Source organism: Shewanella sp. BJSY2023SW005, from assembly GCF_047314585.1.
GTDB classification, from domain to species: domain Bacteria; phylum Pseudomonadota; class Gammaproteobacteria; order Enterobacterales; family Shewanellaceae; genus Shewanella; species Shewanella algae.
Map to the genome: position 1 here is coordinate 11,966 of NZ_JBKORJ010000065.1, position 16,920 is coordinate 28,885.

Sequence of the window (16,920 nt, forward strand, 5' to 3'; positions counted from 1 at the left end):
TTCCCATGGAAGTCAGACCTTTTCTCAAGGCTATGGTGGATCGCAAGGCCTCGGATCTCTTTATTACCGCGGCCTTTCCTCCCAGTGCCAAGGTGGACGGTGAACTCAGACCGCTGGCGGAAAACGCCTTTACCCCGGCGCAGTCGCTGGAGTTTGTTGAGTCTTTGATGACACCGGAGCAGAAAAAGGAGTTTCACGAGACCCGCGAATGTAACTTTGCCGTGGGCGCCAAAGAGCTGGGGCGTTTCCGGGTCAGTGCCTTCTGGCAACGGGAGTCGGCGGGCTGCGTGATGCGGCGCATCGAAACCAAGATCCCTACTGTGGAGCAGCTGTACCTGCCGCCCATTCTCAAAGACTTGGTAATGAGCAAGCGCGGATTGGTGATCATGGTAGGGGGAACCGGTACGGGTAAGTCCACCTCGCTGGCGGCACTTATCGGTTACCGTAATGCTAATGCCAGGGGACACATACTCACCATCGAAGATCCGGTGGAATTTGTTCACCAACACGGCAAGAGCATTATCACCCAGCGGGAAGTGGGTATAGATACCGAGTCGTTTGATGCGGCACTCAAGAGCTCATTGCGCCAGGCGCCGGACGTTATCCTTATCGGTGAGATCCGTACCCAGGAAACCATGGAGTTTGCCCTGTCGTTCGCCGAAACCGGCCACTTGTGTATGGCAACCCTGCACGCCAACAACGCCAACCAGGCGCTGGATCGCATCATGCACCTGGTGCCAGAGAGTAAGCACCAACAACTGCTATTTGACCTGTCGCTTAACTTGCGCGGTATTGTGGCCCAGCAGTTGGTGCCCAAGGTGGACGGCAGCGGCCGGCGCGCCGCCATCGAAGTGCTGATCAACACCCCCAGGGTGGCCAGTCTTATTCAAAAGAACGAGCTGCACGTGCTCAAGGACACCATGGCCAAGTCCAACGAGCAGGGGATGCAAACCTTCGACCAGGCGCTGTTCAAGCTCTACTGTGAAGGAGAGATCAGCTACGCCGATGCACTGCATCATGCCGACTCACCTAACGACCTGCGACTCATGATTAAACTCCACAGCAATGACACCGGCAATTCAGGTTTCATGGAGGGAGTTACCCTGGATATGGATTAGTGGGAAAGCACTGCAAAAGGCGTCGGAATGACGCCTTTTTTGTTTGTATTGAGTGGATTGTTCGAAAAAGAGCTATCTTTTTGTTATTGTGTTGCGCCTGTTTTGTGAAAAGGATGGAAGGGGAATGCAATTGCAGCAAACCACTTTATTTTCAGCTTTGGGTCTGGCTCTGGCCGGTTGTTTCACTCTGCCGGCCGCGGCCGTGCCGGTTTCCGACGAGCTGGATATCGGCGGGGCGGTACGAGTCAACTATGGCTGGAAAGACTATGATGACGATGCCAAGTTGGAGTTCGAGCTGTTTCGCGCCGATGTCAAATACGATAACGGAGAACTGTTCGCGTCGGCTCAGTACCGCTGGTATCAGGATCAGGATGTGATCCAGCATGCCTTCTTTGGCTATCGCTTTTCAGAAAACTCGGACATTCGCCTCGGGGTCACCCAGGTGCCTTTCGGTTTGCTGCCCTATGCGGCTCATTCCTTCTGGTTCGGCGCGACTTATTATCTCGGCTTTGAAGACGACTATGATGCCGGTGTTCACTGGCAGTACAACAAGGACGGCTGGCGCTACGATCTCGCCTGGTTTGCCAATGATGAATATGGCGACGGTAGCCGCTTCAAGCGCTATTCCTTCGATGTCGCCACCACAGAAAACGCCCCCTATGAAGAGGCAGGGCAGTTTAACGCCAGAGTCGAGCGCAGCCTGAAGTATGGCGAGTTTGCCCATAAACTGGGCGCTTCTGTGCAATATAGCCGTTTGGACTACAAGCCAATGGCCGGCGCCGTTGCCGGTGAAGACACAGATGGCTTGGCGGTAGCAGCCCATTGGCAAATGGATTGGCACGCCTGGCAGACTCAGGTGCAGTATCTGCATTATGACTATGACATGCCAGGCGAGCGTTTGGCACTGTCGGCCTTTGCCTACCCGTTTGAGATAGCGGCCGAGGCCGATGTGCTCACATTTAACCTTTCGCGCACCATAGATGTTGATTGGGGCCCTATCACTCAGCTCAACTGTTATAACGACTACAGCCAGGTATTTGCCTCGGGTACCGGGTTGGATGATTCGGTGCAGAATGTCACAGGATGCGCCATCAGCGCCGGTAAGTTTTACTCCTACGTGGACTGGATCGCCGGTAAAAACATGTGGTTTGTCAACGGCCCCGGCATAGGTATTGCCGAAGGCGACAGCAGCTGGCATTCAAGGCTGAATATCAATGTTGGCTTCTACTTTTAACGGCTGAAGCTGGTAAGAATAAAAACAAATGGAGGTGTTATGGTGAAGGTGTTCAAGCCCTTGGCAAGATTGAATTTAACCGGGCCTGCATTGAAGAGGCTGGCTTTTACAGCATTGGCTTTAGCGCCCACGGCGGCTTTTGCCGGTCAGTGCCCCGATTACCTCAATATCAAGTTGAGAAAGCTCCATTCCCAGGAGTCTGTCGACCTATGTGAACTCACCCAAGGTAAACCTGTGCTTCTGGTCAATACCGCCAGCAATTGTGGTTTTACGCCTCAATTCAAAGCGCTTGAAGCCCTGCATAAGGACTACCGCGAGCGCGGGCTGGTGGTGATAGGTTTCCCATCCGATGACTTCTTCCAGGAAGAAAACCAAGAGAAGGATACCGCCAAGGTGTGCTACATCAACTATGGCGTGACCTTTACCATGGTGGCTACCTCTGCGGTTCGTGGCAGTGATGTGAACCCGGTATTTGCCTATCTGGGGCAGCAGGCCGGCGCGCCCAAGTGGAACTTCTACAAGTACCTAGTCAGTGGCGACGGTAAACAGGTGCAGAGCTTTAACTCCAGAGTCAAACCCGATAGTGATGAATTGATCAAAGCGATTGAATCTGTGCTTTAATATCTGACTTATTCGTTTTCTATCTGAGGTGATTTTGGCTAAGTTTATCGGTCTTGATAAAGACAAGGGCCACGCCGGGCGTGGTAAAACCGGGATATTGCTGTTGAATCTGGGGACGCCGGACGCACCGACACCCGCGGCGGTGCGGCGTTATCTGGCCGAATTTCTCTCCGATCCCAGGGTGGTGGAGATCCCCAAGGCGCTGTGGAAGCTTATTCTCCATGGCATTATTCTCAGGGTCAGGCCGGCCAAATCGGCGGCCCTTTACCGTGAGGTGTGGACTGATAAGGGCTCGCCACTGATGGATATCAGTGAGCGCCAGACCCAGGCCTTGGCAGAAAAACTCAAGGCCGAAGGCGTTGAAGCCGAAGTTGCCTTGGCGATGCGTTACGGCAACCCGGCGGTGGGCGATGTGCTCAAACGCCTGCACAATCAAGGGGTCGATAAACTGGTTGTGCTGCCGCTCTATCCTCAATATGCCGGCCCTACCACGGGCTCTGCATTTGATGCCATAGCCAAAGAGTTGACTCAATGGCGTTACCTGCCGTCGCTGCACTTTATCCATACCTACCACGATAATCCGCTGTTTATCGAGGCGCTGGCCGAGTCCATCGAAGTAGACTTTGCCCAACACGGCAAACCGCAGAAATTGGTGCTGTCGTACCATGGTATGCCGGAGCGGAATCTCAAGCTGGGCGACCCTTACTACTGCTTCTGTATCAAGACCTCAAGATTGTTGGTCGAGCGTCTTGGGCTGGCAGAGGATGATGTGATCAGTAGCTTCCAGTCCCGTTTCGGCAAGGCCAAATGGCTGGGCCCTTACACGGATGAAACCATGATGGCTCTGCCAAAGCAGGGGATCACAGATGTAGCCGTTGCCTGTCCTGCATTCAGCGCCGACTGCCTGGAAACTCTGGAGGAGATTGCCGGGCAGAACCGTGAGTTTTTCGAACAGGCCGGTGGTAAGTCATTCCGCTATATAGCGGCGCTCAACGACAGACCGCGCCATATAGAGATGATGGCGGAGTTGGTTCGTCCCTATCTGTAAGCATTCTTCCTCCCCCCTAATCAGGGCTGCAGTCCGGCAGCCCTGCCAACAATATTTGACACTGCTGTTCTTTGCGGATCGCTTCGCTGCCCTTGTTGCCTGCCACGCTATGCCTTAGCTTGGCAAGTTGAATGTTAATTTATGGTTAACAACACAAGAATAAGGATAAGGCATCATGGATCGCGAGCAGATATATGCCAGCATGGCCGGAGAGGGTCGACTGGATTATGAAAAGTACCTCAATACTCCCAAATTGCTCAGCTGTCAGAAGCCCTATGAGCAGCTGTGTAACGCCGATGAGCTGCAGTTTCAAATAGTGCATCAGTCGGAGGAGTTGTGGATGAAGCTCATCTGCTACACCCTGCTGGAGATTGATGAGCGTATGGCCGCAGGGGAGACCTTCAAGGTGTTGACCCTGTTTGCCAGGGTACATAAGGCGATGGGGTTTCTTATCGAGCAACTGAGTATTCTCGACACTATGTCTATCAAGGATTATCAGGCCATTCGACTGCAACTGGGCAACGGCAGCGGTCAGGAATCACCGGGATTCAGAACCCTGTTGCAGCTTTATAAGCCGCTGTGGCTCACCTTTGAGCGAGTCTACCTTGAGCAAAAGGGGCTGACGGTCGAGCAGATATACAACAGTGAATACCGTCATGATGAAAGCTATATGGTGGCCGAGGCCATGATAGAGTACGACCAGCTGTTTCAGCACTTCCGTTACCATCACATCAAACTCATCCACAGAAGCATAGGCATAGACAGCATGTCGCTGAAGGGGCGCAGCACTGAAATCCTTAACTCAGGTATGAAGATGCAGTTTTTCCCTAAACTGTGGCAAATTCGCGGTCAGATGACAGATATCTGGGGCGGTGTTTACGGTGTCAAACGCGACTCGATTGCCGACTGAGGAGCCTGGAATGTCGTTGAAATCGCGTTTTCATCTGCCCGAAGGGCACTATTTTTTGTCCCACTCAGTGGGCGCCATGCCAAAGGGCTGCGAAGCTGCGGCCAGCGAGTTTCTCGGCGCCTGGAAGCATCAAGGCGGTGACGCCTGGCCTGTGTGGCTCGAGGGGGTTGAGCAGTTTTTGCAGCAACTTGCGGCTTTGACCCGAGTTCCCACCAGTGGCTTTTGCCCGCAGCTGAATCTCTCTTCGGCTTTATCCAAGCTGGTCGGCGCCCTGCCGAATGCCAAGCCCGGTCAGCGGATCTTGGCCACTGAACTGGATTTCCCCTCCATGGGGTTTGTACTGCAACAGGCCGAGAAGAAGGGCTACCGCCTGCAGCTGCTTGAGCCGCAAGCCGGGCTGGTGTCTTTGAGTCAGTGGCAACAGGCCTTGGGAGAGGATGTGGCGCTGGCCTTTATCACCCATGCCATTTCCGAAACCGGTCAGTTGCAGTCTGTGAGTGAAATTTGCGCTCTGGCCCGAAGCTTAGGAGTAATGACTGTGGTGGACATTGCCCAGTCTCTCGGAGTCATACCGATAGATTTGGGGCAGTGGCAGGCTGATGCTGTCTTGGGTTCCTGCGTTAAATGGTGTTGTGCTGGCCCGGGGGCGGCCTTTTTATGGCTCAGCGATAGGTTGGCCCAGACGCTGGAGCCTGTGGATCTGGGATGGTTCTCCCATGAGGCGCCGTTTGAGTTCGATATCCATGATTTTCGCTATGCCAAGGGAGCAAAAAGGTTTTGGGGGGGCACGCCTTCCGTATTGCCTTACATGCTGGCAGCGGCGTCACTGCAGCAGCTGCGCGCTTTCGGCGATAGTCAAATTTATCAACACAATCAGCGCCTGGGGCAGGGGATCCTGGATTGTGCCCTGAGTCATGAACTCAAGGTGGTAACGCCCAATATCAGCGGCGAGCGCAGTGGCACTGTGGTACTCGATTTCGCCGATAGGCAGGCGGCGCAGCAAGTGTTCAACAGATTGGGGATCAAGACAGACTTGCGCCCAAGATTTGGCTTTCGCTTTTCGCCGCATATCTATACCGATGGTGAGGATATGGAGGTTTTGCTGCAGGGGCTCAGACAGTTGGCTGGCAAAAGGCCCTGATCGCTTGGGGGCAGGGTCTAGGGCCGATCCAGATGGGACTCATTCCTGAGGAAGCCGAAATAAGATTGGACCAGCTGCGGCTTGAACTCCCCGGGAGTCTTTAAGCCGCTGAAGTTTCAGTACTGGTTCTCGAAATAGCTTTCGATGATCAGCACAGCAGAGACGGCATCGATCTGGCCCTTGGTCAGCGCCTTGAAGCCACCGAGTTCAAATAATCTGGCCTTGGCATCGGCCGTGGTCAGGCGTTCATCCTGGGTGGCTACCTTGACACCGAAACGCCCGGCAATACGGTTGGCAAACTTACGGGCTCTCTGGGTCATCTCCTGCTCTGTGCCATCCATATTGAGTGGCAGTCCCACCACCACGAGATCCGGTTGCCACTCTTCGATTAAAGCCGCTATCTGCTGCCAATCGGGAATACCATCCACTGCCTTGATGGATGTCAGTGGGCTGGCACTGCCGGTCAACTGCTGACCTATGGCTATGCCTATGCTCTTAGTGCCGAAATCGAAGCCCAGTACGGTTTTTGCAGTCATTTTGCCTCTGTAATCAAGCGTGTCCCATCTGGCTGGACATTTGCCAGATATCGAATCCCAGTGATTGGGTGGCCTTGAGCCAGCGATGCTCATGGGGAGTATTGAACAGTATCTCGGGTGTGGCGGGAATGGTCAGCCAGCTGTTTTCCGCCAGTTCCTGCTCCAGCTGGTGGCGGCTCCAACCAGCGTATCCCAGCGCCACCAGAAAATGCTCCGGCGCCTTTGAGGTGCCAAGAGAGGTGAGAATATCCCGTGAGCTGGTCAGCATAATCTCGTCATTGATGGCAGTGCTGTTGGCCCAATAGGGTTGACTGCTGTGCAGTACAAAGCCCCGCTCCGGGTTCACCGGACCGCCTACCAGTACGCTGTTGTCTATTGAAGGCTTGAGAGATACCTCTTCTGCCAGCTCCATCTGCAGCAGTAACTCATCAACCTCAATGCCTATGGGACGATTGACCATGAGTCCCATGGCACCCTTGCTGTCGTGCTCGCACACATAGATGAGCGAACGCTCGAAGAAAGTATCATCGAGCGAAGGCATGGCGATAAGAAAATGATTTTGCAAACTGTCCATCATACTGCTCCTGGTACTTGTTGCCTGTCAGCCGCCGGCCAGCTTCACCTTGTAGCCCAGCTTCTCCAGCAGGCCCTGGATTTGCTCACGATTGTCGGTCTGGATCTCGATGTCGAACGCTTTTACCGTGCCGCCGCAACCGCATTGCTTCTTGAGTTTTTGTGCCAGTTCTTTCAGCGCCTTGGCGTCCAGTCCCAGCCCCTTGATTACTGAAACACCTTTGCCTTTGCGGCCTTTGCTGTCCTTGTGGATCCGGACTATACCATCGGATGTCGGGACTGTGGCTTGTTCCTTGGGCTGGCTAATACGGCCTTTGTCGGTACTGTATACCAAACTGACATTGGGATCTGTTTTCATTGTTGATGCTGATCTATGGCTTATGGGCGCAGTCTAGCAGATTTAACCTAAGCGCCCAATGGCTTGCTCCAAGCCGCTGAAATCAAAAAAAAGCCACCATTAAGGTGGCTGGTAAAAAACTGAAATTGTGCAGGGAACAATATCAGCCACCGGCTTGGACGCCGGCAATCACAAGAAGATGTCAGGAAAGCAGTATTCCGCCAAGCACTGCCACCACAGATAAAAAGGCGCAGGGCAGCATCAGTATTCTTAGCTTGGGCACCAGTAGTGTCAGTGTCGTCAGGACGAAGCCGAAAGCGGCCAGATCAAAAGGTGAAATCTGTTGCTCGACCAATCTGGCACCGAGCCAACCGAGAATGAGCAGCGGCAGGATAAGCAAACGCCTGGCTTGATTGATGCTGCCTATTCCGGCCAGTTCCTGCGCCTGTTGCAGCAGAGAATTTCGAGTCAGCAAAACGCCACTGGCAATAATAAAGAATGCGAGATACCAAAGCATGAGTCATTCACCATTTAATCTACATGATAATCATTATCATTTGGTGCTATACTGAAGTCAAGCTGAATCGGTAAACTAAATTTTGTTAAATTCGGTTGTAGAGCAGAAGATTGAAATGTAAGCTGATTTCATGGGTTTTTATGGCCGTTTCCTGGCCTGGGTAAACGAGGAAATTTCGATGAAGTATCTGATAACAGCCGCAATGGCACTGATGCTAAGTGCTTGCAGTACACTGAATACTGGCTGGGATTATGACCCGGGTGTGAACTTCAGCCAGTACAAGAGTTATGCCTGGGTGGAAAAGCAATCCGAAGACACCAGCTATCATCTGGATGGTTTGATGGATCAGCGAGTACGTGATGCCTTGGATCGGCAGTTGGCACAAAAGGGCCTGCAGATTGCTACCAAGGAAAACGCCGATATCCTGGTTAATTATCTGACCAAGGTAGACAAGAAAATCAATGTCGACACTTTCAACACCAACTATGGTTACAACCCATATTGGGGGCCGGGCTGGGGCTGGGGCGGCAATATGCAGACCCAAACCACAGTACGCGAATATGAAGTCGGTACCTTGATTGTGGATCTGGTCGACGCCAAGTCCGGCAAGCTCATCTGGCGTGGCTCAGTGGCTGACACTATTCGCGATAGCGATACTCCGCAAAAGCGAATTGCCAAGGTTAACGAGGCGGTAGCCAGTGTAATGAGCAACTTCCCGCCCAAGGTGGAAAAATAACCTCTGATCCACACGGGCACAATGTGGGAATTCAACATTGGAATAAAGCGGCATAAAGCCGCTTTATTGTTTTTTAAGCAGTTCACGCAGTAGTTGCCGCATTCTGACATTGACTCTGGAGACCTGACTGGCCGATGACTGGAGTACATCCACATTGGCTTGCCAGCCACCTACTTCAAAATCCAGCTTTACGGCCTGTAATTCCCCCTTACTCATTGCTTCCTGAGCCAAAGGCTTTGGCAGCAGTGCCCAACCAAACCCTTGTTTGGCCAGCTCCAACAGGACGTAATAGTTGTCGGCAAACCAAACATCCGGCGAGTGCACCTGATCGAACCAGAAATTACTCGAGTATTTGCTGCCTATGACCAGTTGTCTGTGCAGTTTGAGAATATCCGTATGCATGGCACGTATCTCGGCCAAGGGGTGTTTGGGGCTGACCAGTAACTCAAAAGTCACAGTGCCTATGGTTTCAAAGTCCAGAGTTTCGGGGTAAACCGGTTCACTGAACAGCAGGCCCAAAGTGGCTTTGCCTTCCTTGACCAGAGCAATCACATCTTTGCTCGAGGCGCACAGCAAACTCAGGCAAATTTGCGGAAACTCCTGTTCCAGTTGTCTGAGCAGATCGCCGAGGCGGTTGTAGGGGATCCCTTCATCAACCGCCAGAATCACTTCCATTGATGTGTCACTGCCTAAACCGGATACCTGTTGAGCCAATCTGCGGTGCTGAGCCAACACGGCTTTGGCGTAGGGCAACAGGTGATGCCCAGCCGCGGTCAGTTGGGGATAACGACCGCTGCGGTCAAAGAGTTGTAGCCCGGTATCCAGCTCCAGATTCATTATCTGCTGGCTAATACCGGATTGCACTTTACCCAGTTGTCTGGCGGCGGCTGAAAAGGAGCCCGTCTCGACACTGGCGACAAAAGCTTCTAATTGTTCTGTGGTTAACATATCACTATTGGTGATGGTATCTAACTTTTAGGTATCTTGATGATAGATGATAATCCGCGGCCTGTTAATCAGAATGGAAATAAGCATGACTATTCAAGAACGTATTTTTCAGGCGCTGCTATTCGAAGCCATAGCCCTTATTCTATTAATCCCGGTTGCCTCCTGGGCCACAGGCAGCGCAGTGGGCACCATGGCAGGCGTGAGTGTTTTCTTAAGTTTGTGTGCCATTGTGTGGAACTACTTGTACAACCTGGGGTTTGACCGGCTTTATGGCAATAACCGTGATGCCCGTGGTATTGGGCTCAGGTTATTGCATACCCTGGGGTTTGAAGGCGGACTCATTCTGGTGACGGTTCCCGCTATTGCTTGGGCGCTGGAAACCAGCTTGCTCAACGCTTTCTTTATCGAGGCCGGTATTCTGGTGTTCTTCTTTTGCTACAACCCTTTGTTTAACTGGTTCTATGACAGTTTACGGCTCAAGTATGTCGGCCCATATCAGCAAGGTGTTTAATAAAAAGGCAACTATATGTAGGAGGTTTCTGCTGTAGTAGCGACTCTTTACCGCAGATACTGGTTTATCTTGGCTAAAATTACAGACGATTATACAATGCGTTAGCCGGTGACCTGTGACTTGGCGCACTAAAGCCAAGTGAACCGGCGGCGGATTGTGTTCTGCCTGGAACTCATCTATACAGATGAAGGATTGATAGTTAGGGAGGCCTGAGTGAACCGTTATTTGGGCTTGGCGGGGTTTATTCCTCTGCTGTTGCTGAGCAGCGCTGTACTTGCCTGGGAAGATTCAGACGGTGATGGTGTCCCTGACGCTAAAGATGCCTGTCCCGATACCCCGGCACAGGTAGCTGTGAGCGCCAATGGTTGTGTCTTGGACAAGGCCGTCTCCCTGACAGATATCTGTTTACCGACAACGTCAGGTGGTGTCTATCCCCCAAAATGCGGTACAGCCAACCCAGTAAGGCTGTATTTTGACTTGGGTTCGGCGCAGATCCCCCTGGCTCAGTGGCCGCAACTTGCCAGAATGAAAGCTTTTCTTCATCAATATAAGGTAAACTTGTGCATTGAAGGACATGCCGACATCAGCGGTTCAGATGCCATAAATCAACCTTTGTCTGAAGCCAGGGCCGAAAGTGCCAAAATGGTACTGATTGAAGATTATGGTTTTCCGGGGGCGCAATTCAGTACCCGCGGATATGGCAGTAAGCAGCCTGCCGCCGATAATACCAGTGTCTCGGGTCGCAGCCTTAACCGTAGGGTTGAGTTTGTGGTCGATTTAAAAAAGTAAGTTAAATAAGGTTTTTAAGGGAGTATTTCAATGGAAAATCTCGAAGGGCTGTTCAAACAAGCGCCCGAGTTAATCGCGGCCTATGGCATCAAGATACTGCTTGCCATTGTCATTTTCTTTGTCGGTAAGTATCTGTCCAATGTGGCCAAGAAAGTCACGGCTAAAATGTTGGGCAAGCGCAAGATAGATCAGACAGTGGTTTCCTTCGTCGCCAACATGGCTTGGGCCGTGGTGTTTGTATTTACCGTTATCGCTACCTTGGGGCAGCTAGGCATTCAGACTGCCTCTCTGGTTGCAGTTCTCGGTGCCGCTGGTTTGGCTGTGGGCTTGGCGCTGCAGGGCTCACTGTCCAACTTTGCCGCCGGTGTCTTGATGGTACTGTTCCGCCCTTGTCGTGTGGGTGACTATGTTGAAGCCGCAGGTGTTGCCGGTACTGTAGATGAAATCACCATCTTCTCTACCCGTCTGAAAACGCCGGACAACAAGGTCATCATAGTGCCCAACTCCACTATCATGAATGGTAGCATCACCAACTATTCTGCTATGGACAAGCGCCGTATCGATCTGGTGATTGGGGTTTCTTACGATGCCGATATCCGTCATACCAAGCAAATACTGACAAGCATTCTCGATAACCACGAGAAAGTGCTGAAAGAGCCTGGCTATACTGTGGGTCTGCACACACTGGCTGACTCTTCGGTTAACTATGTGGTTCGCCCTTGGGTGAAGTCCGCTGATTACTGGGGGGTCTACTTCGAACTGATGGAGCAGATTAAACAGTCTCTGGACGAAAACGGCATTGGCATTCCATATCCTCAGATGGATCTGCATGTCAAAGAGCTGCCTTCCAAGTAAGTTCAGCTTTGGACAAAGACCGGCAGATGCCGGTCTTTTTTTACCTGTATTCTGACAATGGGTTATATTAGCCAGGATGAATTTGAACCAGAATTGATGGAGAAAACTATGTTGAAACTGACAAAGTGGAGCGCCGTGTGTGTATTGGCCTTGGCGAGCGCCTCGGCTATGGCGACAGAAGGGAAAGTGGCAGCCGAAGTCAAAATGGGCGGCCAGAGTGTCACCTTGATGGGTAGGTTGCCCGAGCTTAACCAGCTTGCACCAGGGTTTAAGGTGGTGGATGACAAGTTTGCCCCAGTGACTTTAAGTGACTTCAAGGGTAAGACTGTACTTATCAGCGCGGTTCCCAGTCTGGATACCGGCGTCTGTGCCCTGCAGACCAAGAGATTCAATAAGGAGTTCAGCAAGTTTGATGATTCAGTGATCATGTTGACCGTCAGTGAGGACTTACCCTTTGCCCAGAAACGTTTCTGCAAGGTGGAGAATGTCGATAAAATCAAGGTATTATCAGACTCAGTCTGGCGTGATTTTGGTAATAAATATGGTTTGTTGATCCCTAACCGAGGCTTGCTGGCCAGAGCGATATTTATTATAGATGCCAATGGCCAGCTCAAGTACCGTGAGCTGGTGGCAGATGTGTCTCACCATCCTGATTACGACGCGGCGCTCAAGGCCTTGAGCGAAATCAGCAAGGGCTGAATGTGAAAACGCCTGCTTGTGTGCCGGCGTTTTCAGTTTTAGAGGGCTACCTGCTCACTTAGTCCAGATGTGGATCTGAGCCGGTTTGGTAGTCGAAGGTTGGCATGGCCCAGTGATACTTGATGGCCAGCATCCGCAAACTGAAACCCAGAGTGAGACACAGGCTGAGATTGATCCATTCGGCCAGTTGCCACTGCGACAAAAATACATAGAGCCCTGCAGTGATGATGGAGATCACTGCGTACAGCTCCTTGCGAAAGATCAGCGGCATCTGATTACAGAGAATGTCGCGAATAATACCGCCGAAAACCCCGGTAACCACCCCCATTACCACAGCCACTACGGGACTGAAACCCAGCAGCAGGGTCTTTTGGGCTCCGACAATGGAAAACACAGCCAGGCCAAGGGCATCGATTGCCAGAAACAGCTTTGACAGGTAACGCATTACAGGGGCAATTATCACAGTCAACAGTGAAGCAAAGCCGATAGCCACCAGATAATGCCAGTTTTCTACCCAGATCAGCGGGTAGTTACCCAATAGCATGTCTCTGAGCGTGCCGCCGCCTATGGCGGTAGCGCACCCCACAATTACCACGCCAAAGAGATCCATCTGTTTTTTACCCGCCGCCAATGCGCCGGTCATTGCTTCGGCCAGTACACCAATCAGCCAAAGTATGGCGATAAACTGAGCTTCTTGCATAATATTCGCATCAAAATAACAAAGGATCAGAATTCTGCCGGAAAATACCGCAGTTTAACAGTGATTTTATTTAAATTTTTGGATTAGTTTTATTTATGGTTGATTATTGTTTGTTGTTCATTGTTTGTGTATTTTTATGATTTTAAATGGTTTTATTTTTTATCTGGTATGAGGATTACTGATTAATGTGTACACTTGTCTTTCTCTCGTTTTGTTTGGGCTGTTTGGGGGTGTCAATTTGGTAAAAAGTCCAGTTATTTAGCTTTGCTCTCCTGGTGCTGTACAGTCAAGCCGAGCGGCGCTAGAGTGTTTTGGCCCCATGTATCTTAATGCGGGGCAACTGGATGTGATATGGGGGAGAGATGATAGATTTCAGAAGCGATACCGTGACCCAACCTACTGCCGCGATGCGCCAGGCCATGGCGGCCGCGCAGGTAGGCGATGACGTCTACGGAGATGACCCGACGGTTAACCGCCTGGAAGCCATGGCCGCCGAGATGTTCGGCTTTGACAGTGCCTTGTTTACCAGCTCGGGCACTCAGGCCAACCTGTTGGCACTCATGTCCCACTGCGAGCGGGGCGATGAATACCTGTGTGGCCAACAAGCCCACAATTACAAGTTTGAAGGCGGTGGCGCGGCCGTGTTAGGCAGTATTCAGCCTCAACCACTGAATAATCAGGCCGACGGTAGCATAGCGCTCGAAGATATTCGTGCTGCCATCAAACCCGATGATTTTCACTTTGCCCGCACTCGTCTATTAAGCCTGGAAAACACCATAGGTGGAAAGATATTGCCGCAGGAATATCTGGCCAGGGCGCAGCAGCTGGCCTTCAATCACGGTTTGAAAATCCATCTCGATGGTGCCCGGGTGGCCAATGCCGCCGTGGCGCAAGGACTGGAGATAGCCGATATAACCCAATATTTCGACTCGGTATCCATCTGTCTCTCCAAGGGGTTGGCGGCGCCGGTTGGCTCTTTATTACTCGGGGATGAACGGCTTATTCATAAGGCGCGTCGCTGGCGGAAGATGCTGGGTGGCGGGATGCGCCAGGCCGGGATCCTGGCAGCTGCAGCTGAGTTGGCCTTGACTGAGCAGGTGGCGCGTTTGGCGGAAGATCACGCCAATGCCAAGGCTTTGGCCGAAGGTTTGAGTCAGTTGGATGAGCTGGCACTGGATATGAGCCAGGTACAAACCAATATGGTGTTTGCCACTTTGGCCGATGAAGTGGATATTGAAGCTCTGGTCAAAGGCTTGTTGCAGGAAGGAGTGCGTATCAGCGGCGCTCGGCAACTACGCCTGGTGACTCACAAAGATATCAGCGCTGCCGATATCGATAAGACTCTGCAGGCCTTCAAGCGGGTGCTCAGCTAGGTTTGAGCACGGTCCATTACGGTGCAGCAGGAGTGATCCTGGTGCATCGCAATGGCATTTATGAACACAAGTGTGGTGTAACTTATTGAATTATATTGATTGAATGTTTGGCGTCCAATTTGCTTTAGTTCAAGTGAGAATTCCAATCACAGGCGAATGCGAGGACGCAAACATGAAATACTACAGTCGGCGTTTGGTTAAACACGAACATCTCAACCCGGCGGGAGCCTTGTTCGGTGGACAGTTGATGAGCTGGATCGATGAGGAAGCGGCCATCTTCGCCGCATGCCAGATGAAGAGTGTCAGCCATGTGACCAAGCTTATCTCGGAAATCAACTTTATGACCCCGGCCAAGCTTGGGGATGTGATTGAATTTGGCCTTGAGCTTATCAGCCTGGGGCATACTTCCATCACCATTCGCTGCGAAGTGCGCAATAAACTGAATTTGGCGCCTATTGTCAGCATTGACAAGATGGTCTTCGTCAATGTGAATGAAGCCGGCTTGCCCGTGCCTCACGGTATGCGGGCCAATGCCGCCTGATAACTCTGATGTTTGAATGCGCTTGCCAACCAGGCTGAGCTTTGCCCGGTTGGCTGGCGCGCTCAGTCTTTCAATTCTTCCTTGACCGATTTGGCGGCATCACGGGAGGCGTGGCCGATTTCACGGGTCACATCCCGGGTGGTGTGGCCTATCTCCTTGGTCACGTCTCTGGTGGTATGGCCTATGGTACGGCCGGTTTCCTTGAGCTCGGCACAGGCGCCAAGACTGAGTAATGCAGCAAGAAGCAGTAATGTTTTCATCATTTTATCCTTATAGCTTGCCGGTCAGTTGAGCGTATTTAACCAGCAATTCGTCTTGGGTTTCCTGATGTTCGGGATCCTTGTCGATACAGTCTATAGGGCAGACAGAAACACAGGTTGGGTTGTCGTAGTGGCCAACACATTCGGTGCAGCGCGTCGGATCTATTTCATAGATCTCTTCACCCATAGTGATGGCTTGGTTGGGACACTCGGGCTCACACATGTCGCAGTTAATGCAGCTGTCATCAATGATTAAGGCCATTGCCTTGTATTACCTCGGAATTACTTATCCTGTCTTGCAGGTTTTCGGTCAACGCTTGGCGCACAAAACAGTAGCAGGTGCAGCCCAAACTAAGTCATAGCACAGATTTTATCACAGGGCCTGTGCCTGTGAGCAACACTATTAGTGTGAGCCGGGCGGCACAGCAAAGATTGGTGTTAGGCTTTGCCTGCCTGAAGTCTCAATTCGACAGCGAACTTTCTTGGGTTTGGGTGCGAAATCTTTCAATCAAAAAATCCACAAACAGGCGAATGCGCTTGGGTTGGTATTGTCGACTCAAGTAAATAACATTCAAATCAGCCCCAGTTGCCGAGGAGGAAGCACTGAAGTTTTTCATATAGCCATTCAGCACAGTAACCAGACGTTGCTGCTTGATGTCTTGCTGTACATCGAGAATTGATTTCAGGGCAATGCCGGCACCTTGCAGCGCCCACTGGCGGATCACTTCACCATCGTCCGAGAAACGTTTGGGCACAACCGTGATGGCCTTGTAGCCTTCATCATCCTGAAAATGCCAGGTTTTCAGCTCTTCATTACTGCGGATCATGGCCAGGCAATCATGGCCGACCAAATCCTGCGGCGTAATGGGTGTGCCTTTTTTGGCCAGATAGTCGGGCGAGGCGCACAAAACCCTTCTGCTGGAAGCCAGCTTGCGGGAAATCAGATTGCTGTCGGCCAGTTCACCATAACGTATCACTATATCCAATCCGGATTCGGCCAGGTTGGTGAGATTGTCGTTCAGATAGAGGTAGGGGATGACATCCGGGTAAAGCTCAGTAAAGGCCGTCAGTATCGGCGACACATATTGTTTGCCTATGTCCCGCGGCGCCGAGATTTTCAATGGCCCCCGTACTTCTTTGGTACCGTTTTGCAACAGGTTTTCCGTCTCTTTGACACTGTTGATTATTTCAAGGCTGGCCTGGTGATAGAGGGCGCCGGCATCTGTGAGGGAGATATGACGAGTGCTGCGATTCAGCAGCTTGACACCATAGCGCTCCTCAAGGGATTGCAATCTGGCGGTGACTGTCGCCGGCGACAGGCCCAATTCCCGACCGGCGGCGGCCAGGCCCTGATTCTTGACGATACTGACAAACAAGGTCATGTCTGCAAATTTGTCCACTTGTCCCGCTTATTATTTGGTTGAGCTGAATAATCAATTCAAATGCTAGCCAATTATCAAAATTTATCCAATA

Annotated in this window: 22 protein-coding genes; 13 read left to right on the top strand and 9 right to left on the bottom strand. The window is 51.7% G+C overall.

Annotated elements, in window-relative coordinates:
* The first annotated feature begins 5 nt into the window (after window positions 1-5).
* The 6 genes from ACMHXI_RS20655 to ACMHXI_RS20680 all read left to right on the top strand — a co-directional run bounded on the left by ACMHXI_RS20655 (window position 6) and on the right by ACMHXI_RS20680 (window position 6,072).
* The gene (locus ACMHXI_RS20655; protein WP_025887558.1) at window positions 6-1,118 is read left to right on the top strand and encodes a PilT/PilU family type 4a pilus ATPase; all 1,113 of its coding nucleotides are present in this window, start codon (window positions 6-8) and stop codon (window positions 1,116-1,118) included.
* Window positions 1,119-1,242: 124 nt separating this feature from the next.
* Window positions 1,243-2,352, top strand: coding sequence for a hypothetical protein (locus ACMHXI_RS20660; protein ID WP_144166379.1), 1,110 nt, complete (start codon window positions 1,243-1,245; stop codon window positions 2,350-2,352).
* Between the two features lie 39 nt (window positions 2,353-2,391).
* Entirely contained in the window at window positions 2,392-2,973 is a 582-nt protein-coding gene (locus tag ACMHXI_RS20665; RefSeq protein WP_096141504.1) for a glutathione peroxidase, read from the top strand.
* Window positions 2,974-3,007: 34 nt separating this feature from the next.
* Window positions 3,008-4,021: a ferrochelatase gene (gene hemH / locus ACMHXI_RS20670; protein ID WP_025009459.1), complete on the top strand. Its 1,014-nt coding sequence runs from the start codon at window positions 3,008-3,010 to the stop codon at window positions 4,019-4,021.
* A gap of 175 nt (window positions 4,022-4,196) precedes the next feature.
* The gene (locus ACMHXI_RS20675; protein WP_071237900.1) at window positions 4,197-4,931 is read left to right on the top strand and encodes a tryptophan 2,3-dioxygenase family protein; all 735 of its coding nucleotides are present in this window, start codon (window positions 4,197-4,199) and stop codon (window positions 4,929-4,931) included.
* A 10-nt stretch (window positions 4,932-4,941) separates the two neighbouring features.
* Window positions 4,942-6,072 carry an aminotransferase class V-fold PLP-dependent enzyme gene (locus tag ACMHXI_RS20680; RefSeq protein ID WP_123115954.1) on the top strand — a complete coding sequence of 377 codons (1,131 nt, stop codon included), beginning with the start codon at window positions 4,942-4,944 and terminating at the stop codon, window positions 6,070-6,072.
* 116 nt (window positions 6,073-6,188) lie between these two features.
* Here the strand turns inward: ACMHXI_RS20680 and ruvX are convergent, their stop codons facing one another.
* The 4 genes from ruvX to ACMHXI_RS20700 form a co-directional block, all read right to left on the bottom strand.
* Window positions 6,189-6,608 (bottom strand): Holliday junction resolvase RuvX, encoded by a 420-nt coding sequence (gene ruvX, locus ACMHXI_RS20685; RefSeq protein ID WP_025009458.1) that lies wholly within the window; start codon window positions 6,606-6,608, stop codon window positions 6,189-6,191.
* Between the two features lie 13 nt (window positions 6,609-6,621).
* Window positions 6,622-7,182 carry a YqgE/AlgH family protein gene (locus ACMHXI_RS20690; protein WP_062793315.1) on the bottom strand — a complete coding sequence of 187 codons (561 nt, stop codon included), beginning with the start codon at window positions 7,180-7,182 and terminating at the stop codon, window positions 6,622-6,624.
* Between the two features lie 27 nt (window positions 7,183-7,209).
* Window positions 7,210-7,539, bottom strand: coding sequence for a stress response translation initiation inhibitor YciH (gene yciH, locus ACMHXI_RS20695; RefSeq protein ID WP_101059075.1), 330 nt, complete (start codon window positions 7,537-7,539; stop codon window positions 7,210-7,212).
* Window positions 7,540-7,720: 181 nt separating this feature from the next.
* The gene (locus ACMHXI_RS20700) at window positions 7,721-8,035 is read right to left on the bottom strand and encodes a hypothetical protein (RefSeq protein WP_025009456.1); all 315 of its coding nucleotides are present in this window, start codon (window positions 8,033-8,035) and stop codon (window positions 7,721-7,723) included.
* A 178-nt stretch (window positions 8,036-8,213) separates the two neighbouring features.
* Between ACMHXI_RS20700 and ACMHXI_RS20705 the strand changes: the two genes are divergently transcribed.
* Window positions 8,214-8,771: a DUF4136 domain-containing protein gene (locus ACMHXI_RS20705; RefSeq protein ID WP_025009455.1), complete on the top strand. Its 558-nt coding sequence runs from the start codon at window positions 8,214-8,216 to the stop codon at window positions 8,769-8,771.
* Between the two features lie 63 nt (window positions 8,772-8,834).
* On the opposite strand, the gene ACMHXI_RS20710 is transcribed toward ACMHXI_RS20705, so the two are convergent.
* Window positions 8,835-9,719, bottom strand: coding sequence for a LysR family transcriptional regulator (locus ACMHXI_RS20710; RefSeq protein ID WP_117200440.1), 885 nt, complete (start codon window positions 9,717-9,719; stop codon window positions 8,835-8,837).
* Between the two features lie 85 nt (window positions 9,720-9,804).
* Here ACMHXI_RS20710 and ACMHXI_RS20715 point away from each other — a divergent pair, with 85 nt between their 5' ends.
* The 4 genes from ACMHXI_RS20715 (at window position 9,805) to tpx (ending at window position 12,573) form a co-directional block, all read left to right on the top strand.
* Complete coding sequence (locus ACMHXI_RS20715; RefSeq protein ID WP_117200441.1) at window positions 9,805-10,230, top strand: PACE efflux transporter; 426 nt, start codon at window positions 9,805-9,807, stop codon at window positions 10,228-10,230.
* A gap of 213 nt (window positions 10,231-10,443) precedes the next feature.
* On the top strand, window positions 10,444-11,019 hold the full coding sequence (locus ACMHXI_RS20720) for an OmpA family protein (protein ID WP_117200442.1): 576 nt from the start codon (window positions 10,444-10,446) through the stop codon (window positions 11,017-11,019).
* 30 nt (window positions 11,020-11,049) lie between these two features.
* Complete coding sequence (locus ACMHXI_RS20725) at window positions 11,050-11,874, top strand: mechanosensitive ion channel family protein (RefSeq protein ID WP_025009451.1); 825 nt, start codon at window positions 11,050-11,052, stop codon at window positions 11,872-11,874.
* A 108-nt stretch (window positions 11,875-11,982) separates the two neighbouring features.
* Window positions 11,983-12,573 (top strand): thiol peroxidase, encoded by a 591-nt coding sequence (gene tpx / locus ACMHXI_RS20730; RefSeq protein ID WP_028779035.1) that lies wholly within the window; start codon window positions 11,983-11,985, stop codon window positions 12,571-12,573.
* A 58-nt stretch (window positions 12,574-12,631) separates the two neighbouring features.
* Here the strand turns inward: tpx and ACMHXI_RS20735 are convergent, their stop codons facing one another.
* The gene (locus ACMHXI_RS20735) at window positions 12,632-13,273 is read right to left on the bottom strand and encodes a trimeric intracellular cation channel family protein (protein ID WP_025887582.1); all 642 of its coding nucleotides are present in this window, start codon (window positions 13,271-13,273) and stop codon (window positions 12,632-12,634) included.
* A 362-nt stretch (window positions 13,274-13,635) separates the two neighbouring features.
* Between ACMHXI_RS20735 and ltaE the strand changes: the two genes are divergently transcribed.
* Complete coding sequence (gene ltaE, locus ACMHXI_RS20740) at window positions 13,636-14,646, top strand: low-specificity L-threonine aldolase (protein ID WP_117200443.1); 1,011 nt, start codon at window positions 13,636-13,638, stop codon at window positions 14,644-14,646.
* Window positions 14,647-14,818: 172 nt separating this feature from the next.
* A complete protein-coding gene (locus ACMHXI_RS20745; protein WP_025009448.1) occupies window positions 14,819-15,187 on the top strand; it encodes an acyl-CoA thioesterase in 369 nt (122 codons plus the stop codon).
* 62 nt (window positions 15,188-15,249) lie between these two features.
* On the opposite strand, the gene ACMHXI_RS20750 is transcribed toward ACMHXI_RS20745, so the two are convergent.
* The 3 genes from ACMHXI_RS20750 to ACMHXI_RS20760 form a co-directional block, all read right to left on the bottom strand.
* On the bottom strand, window positions 15,250-15,450 hold the full coding sequence (locus ACMHXI_RS20750) for a hypothetical protein (RefSeq protein WP_025009447.1): 201 nt from the start codon (window positions 15,448-15,450) through the stop codon (window positions 15,250-15,252).
* 7 nt (window positions 15,451-15,457) lie between these two features.
* Window positions 15,458-15,709, bottom strand: coding sequence for a YfhL family 4Fe-4S dicluster ferredoxin (locus ACMHXI_RS20755; protein ID WP_025009446.1), 252 nt, complete (start codon window positions 15,707-15,709; stop codon window positions 15,458-15,460).
* 199 nt (window positions 15,710-15,908) lie between these two features.
* Window positions 15,909-16,847, bottom strand: a complete 939-nt coding sequence (locus tag ACMHXI_RS20760) for a LysR family transcriptional regulator (protein ID WP_413736010.1) — start codon at window positions 16,845-16,847, stop codon at window positions 15,909-15,911.
* Between the last annotated feature and the right edge of the window lie 73 nt (window positions 16,848-16,920).

Coding starts and splice junctions, on each gene's coding strand:
- yciH (WP_101059075.1), bottom strand. CDS start 7,539: ATGAAAACAGATCCCAATGTCAGTTTGGTATACAGTACCGACAAAGGC.
- ACMHXI_RS20710 (WP_117200440.1), bottom strand. CDS start 9,719: ATGTTAACCACAGAACAATTAGAAGCTTTTGTCGCCAGTGTCGAGACG.
- ACMHXI_RS20660 (WP_144166379.1), top strand. CDS start 1,243: ATGCAATTGCAGCAAACCACTTTATTTTCAGCTTTGGGTCTGGCTCTG.
- ACMHXI_RS20700 (WP_025009456.1), bottom strand. CDS start 8,035: ATGCTTTGGTATCTCGCATTCTTTATTATTGCCAGTGGCGTTTTGCTG.
- ACMHXI_RS20745 (WP_025009448.1), top strand. CDS start 14,819: ATGAAATACTACAGTCGGCGTTTGGTTAAACACGAACATCTCAACCCG.
- tpx (WP_028779035.1), top strand. CDS start 11,983: ATGTTGAAACTGACAAAGTGGAGCGCCGTGTGTGTATTGGCCTTGGCG.
- ACMHXI_RS20655 (WP_025887558.1), top strand. CDS start 6: ATGGAAGTCAGACCTTTTCTCAAGGCTATGGTGGATCGCAAGGCCTCG.
- ACMHXI_RS20705 (WP_025009455.1), top strand. CDS start 8,214: ATGAAGTATCTGATAACAGCCGCAATGGCACTGATGCTAAGTGCTTGC.
- ACMHXI_RS20680 (WP_123115954.1), top strand. CDS start 4,942: ATGTCGTTGAAATCGCGTTTTCATCTGCCCGAAGGGCACTATTTTTTG.
- ACMHXI_RS20735 (WP_025887582.1), bottom strand. CDS start 13,273: ATGCAAGAAGCTCAGTTTATCGCCATACTTTGGCTGATTGGTGTACTG.
- ltaE (WP_117200443.1), top strand. CDS start 13,636: ATGATAGATTTCAGAAGCGATACCGTGACCCAACCTACTGCCGCGATG.
- ACMHXI_RS20665 (WP_096141504.1), top strand. CDS start 2,392: ATGGTGAAGGTGTTCAAGCCCTTGGCAAGATTGAATTTAACCGGGCCT.
- ACMHXI_RS20715 (WP_117200441.1), top strand. CDS start 9,805: ATGACTATTCAAGAACGTATTTTTCAGGCGCTGCTATTCGAAGCCATA.
- ACMHXI_RS20750 (WP_025009447.1), bottom strand. CDS start 15,450: ATGATGAAAACATTACTGCTTCTTGCTGCATTACTCAGTCTTGGCGCC.
- ACMHXI_RS20725 (WP_025009451.1), top strand. CDS start 11,050: ATGGAAAATCTCGAAGGGCTGTTCAAACAAGCGCCCGAGTTAATCGCG.
- ruvX (WP_025009458.1), bottom strand. CDS start 6,608: ATGACTGCAAAAACCGTACTGGGCTTCGATTTCGGCACTAAGAGCATA.
- ACMHXI_RS20690 (WP_062793315.1), bottom strand. CDS start 7,182: ATGGACAGTTTGCAAAATCATTTTCTTATCGCCATGCCTTCGCTCGAT.
- ACMHXI_RS20755 (WP_025009446.1), bottom strand. CDS start 15,709: ATGGCCTTAATCATTGATGACAGCTGCATTAACTGCGACATGTGTGAG.
- ACMHXI_RS20675 (WP_071237900.1), top strand. CDS start 4,197: ATGGATCGCGAGCAGATATATGCCAGCATGGCCGGAGAGGGTCGACTG.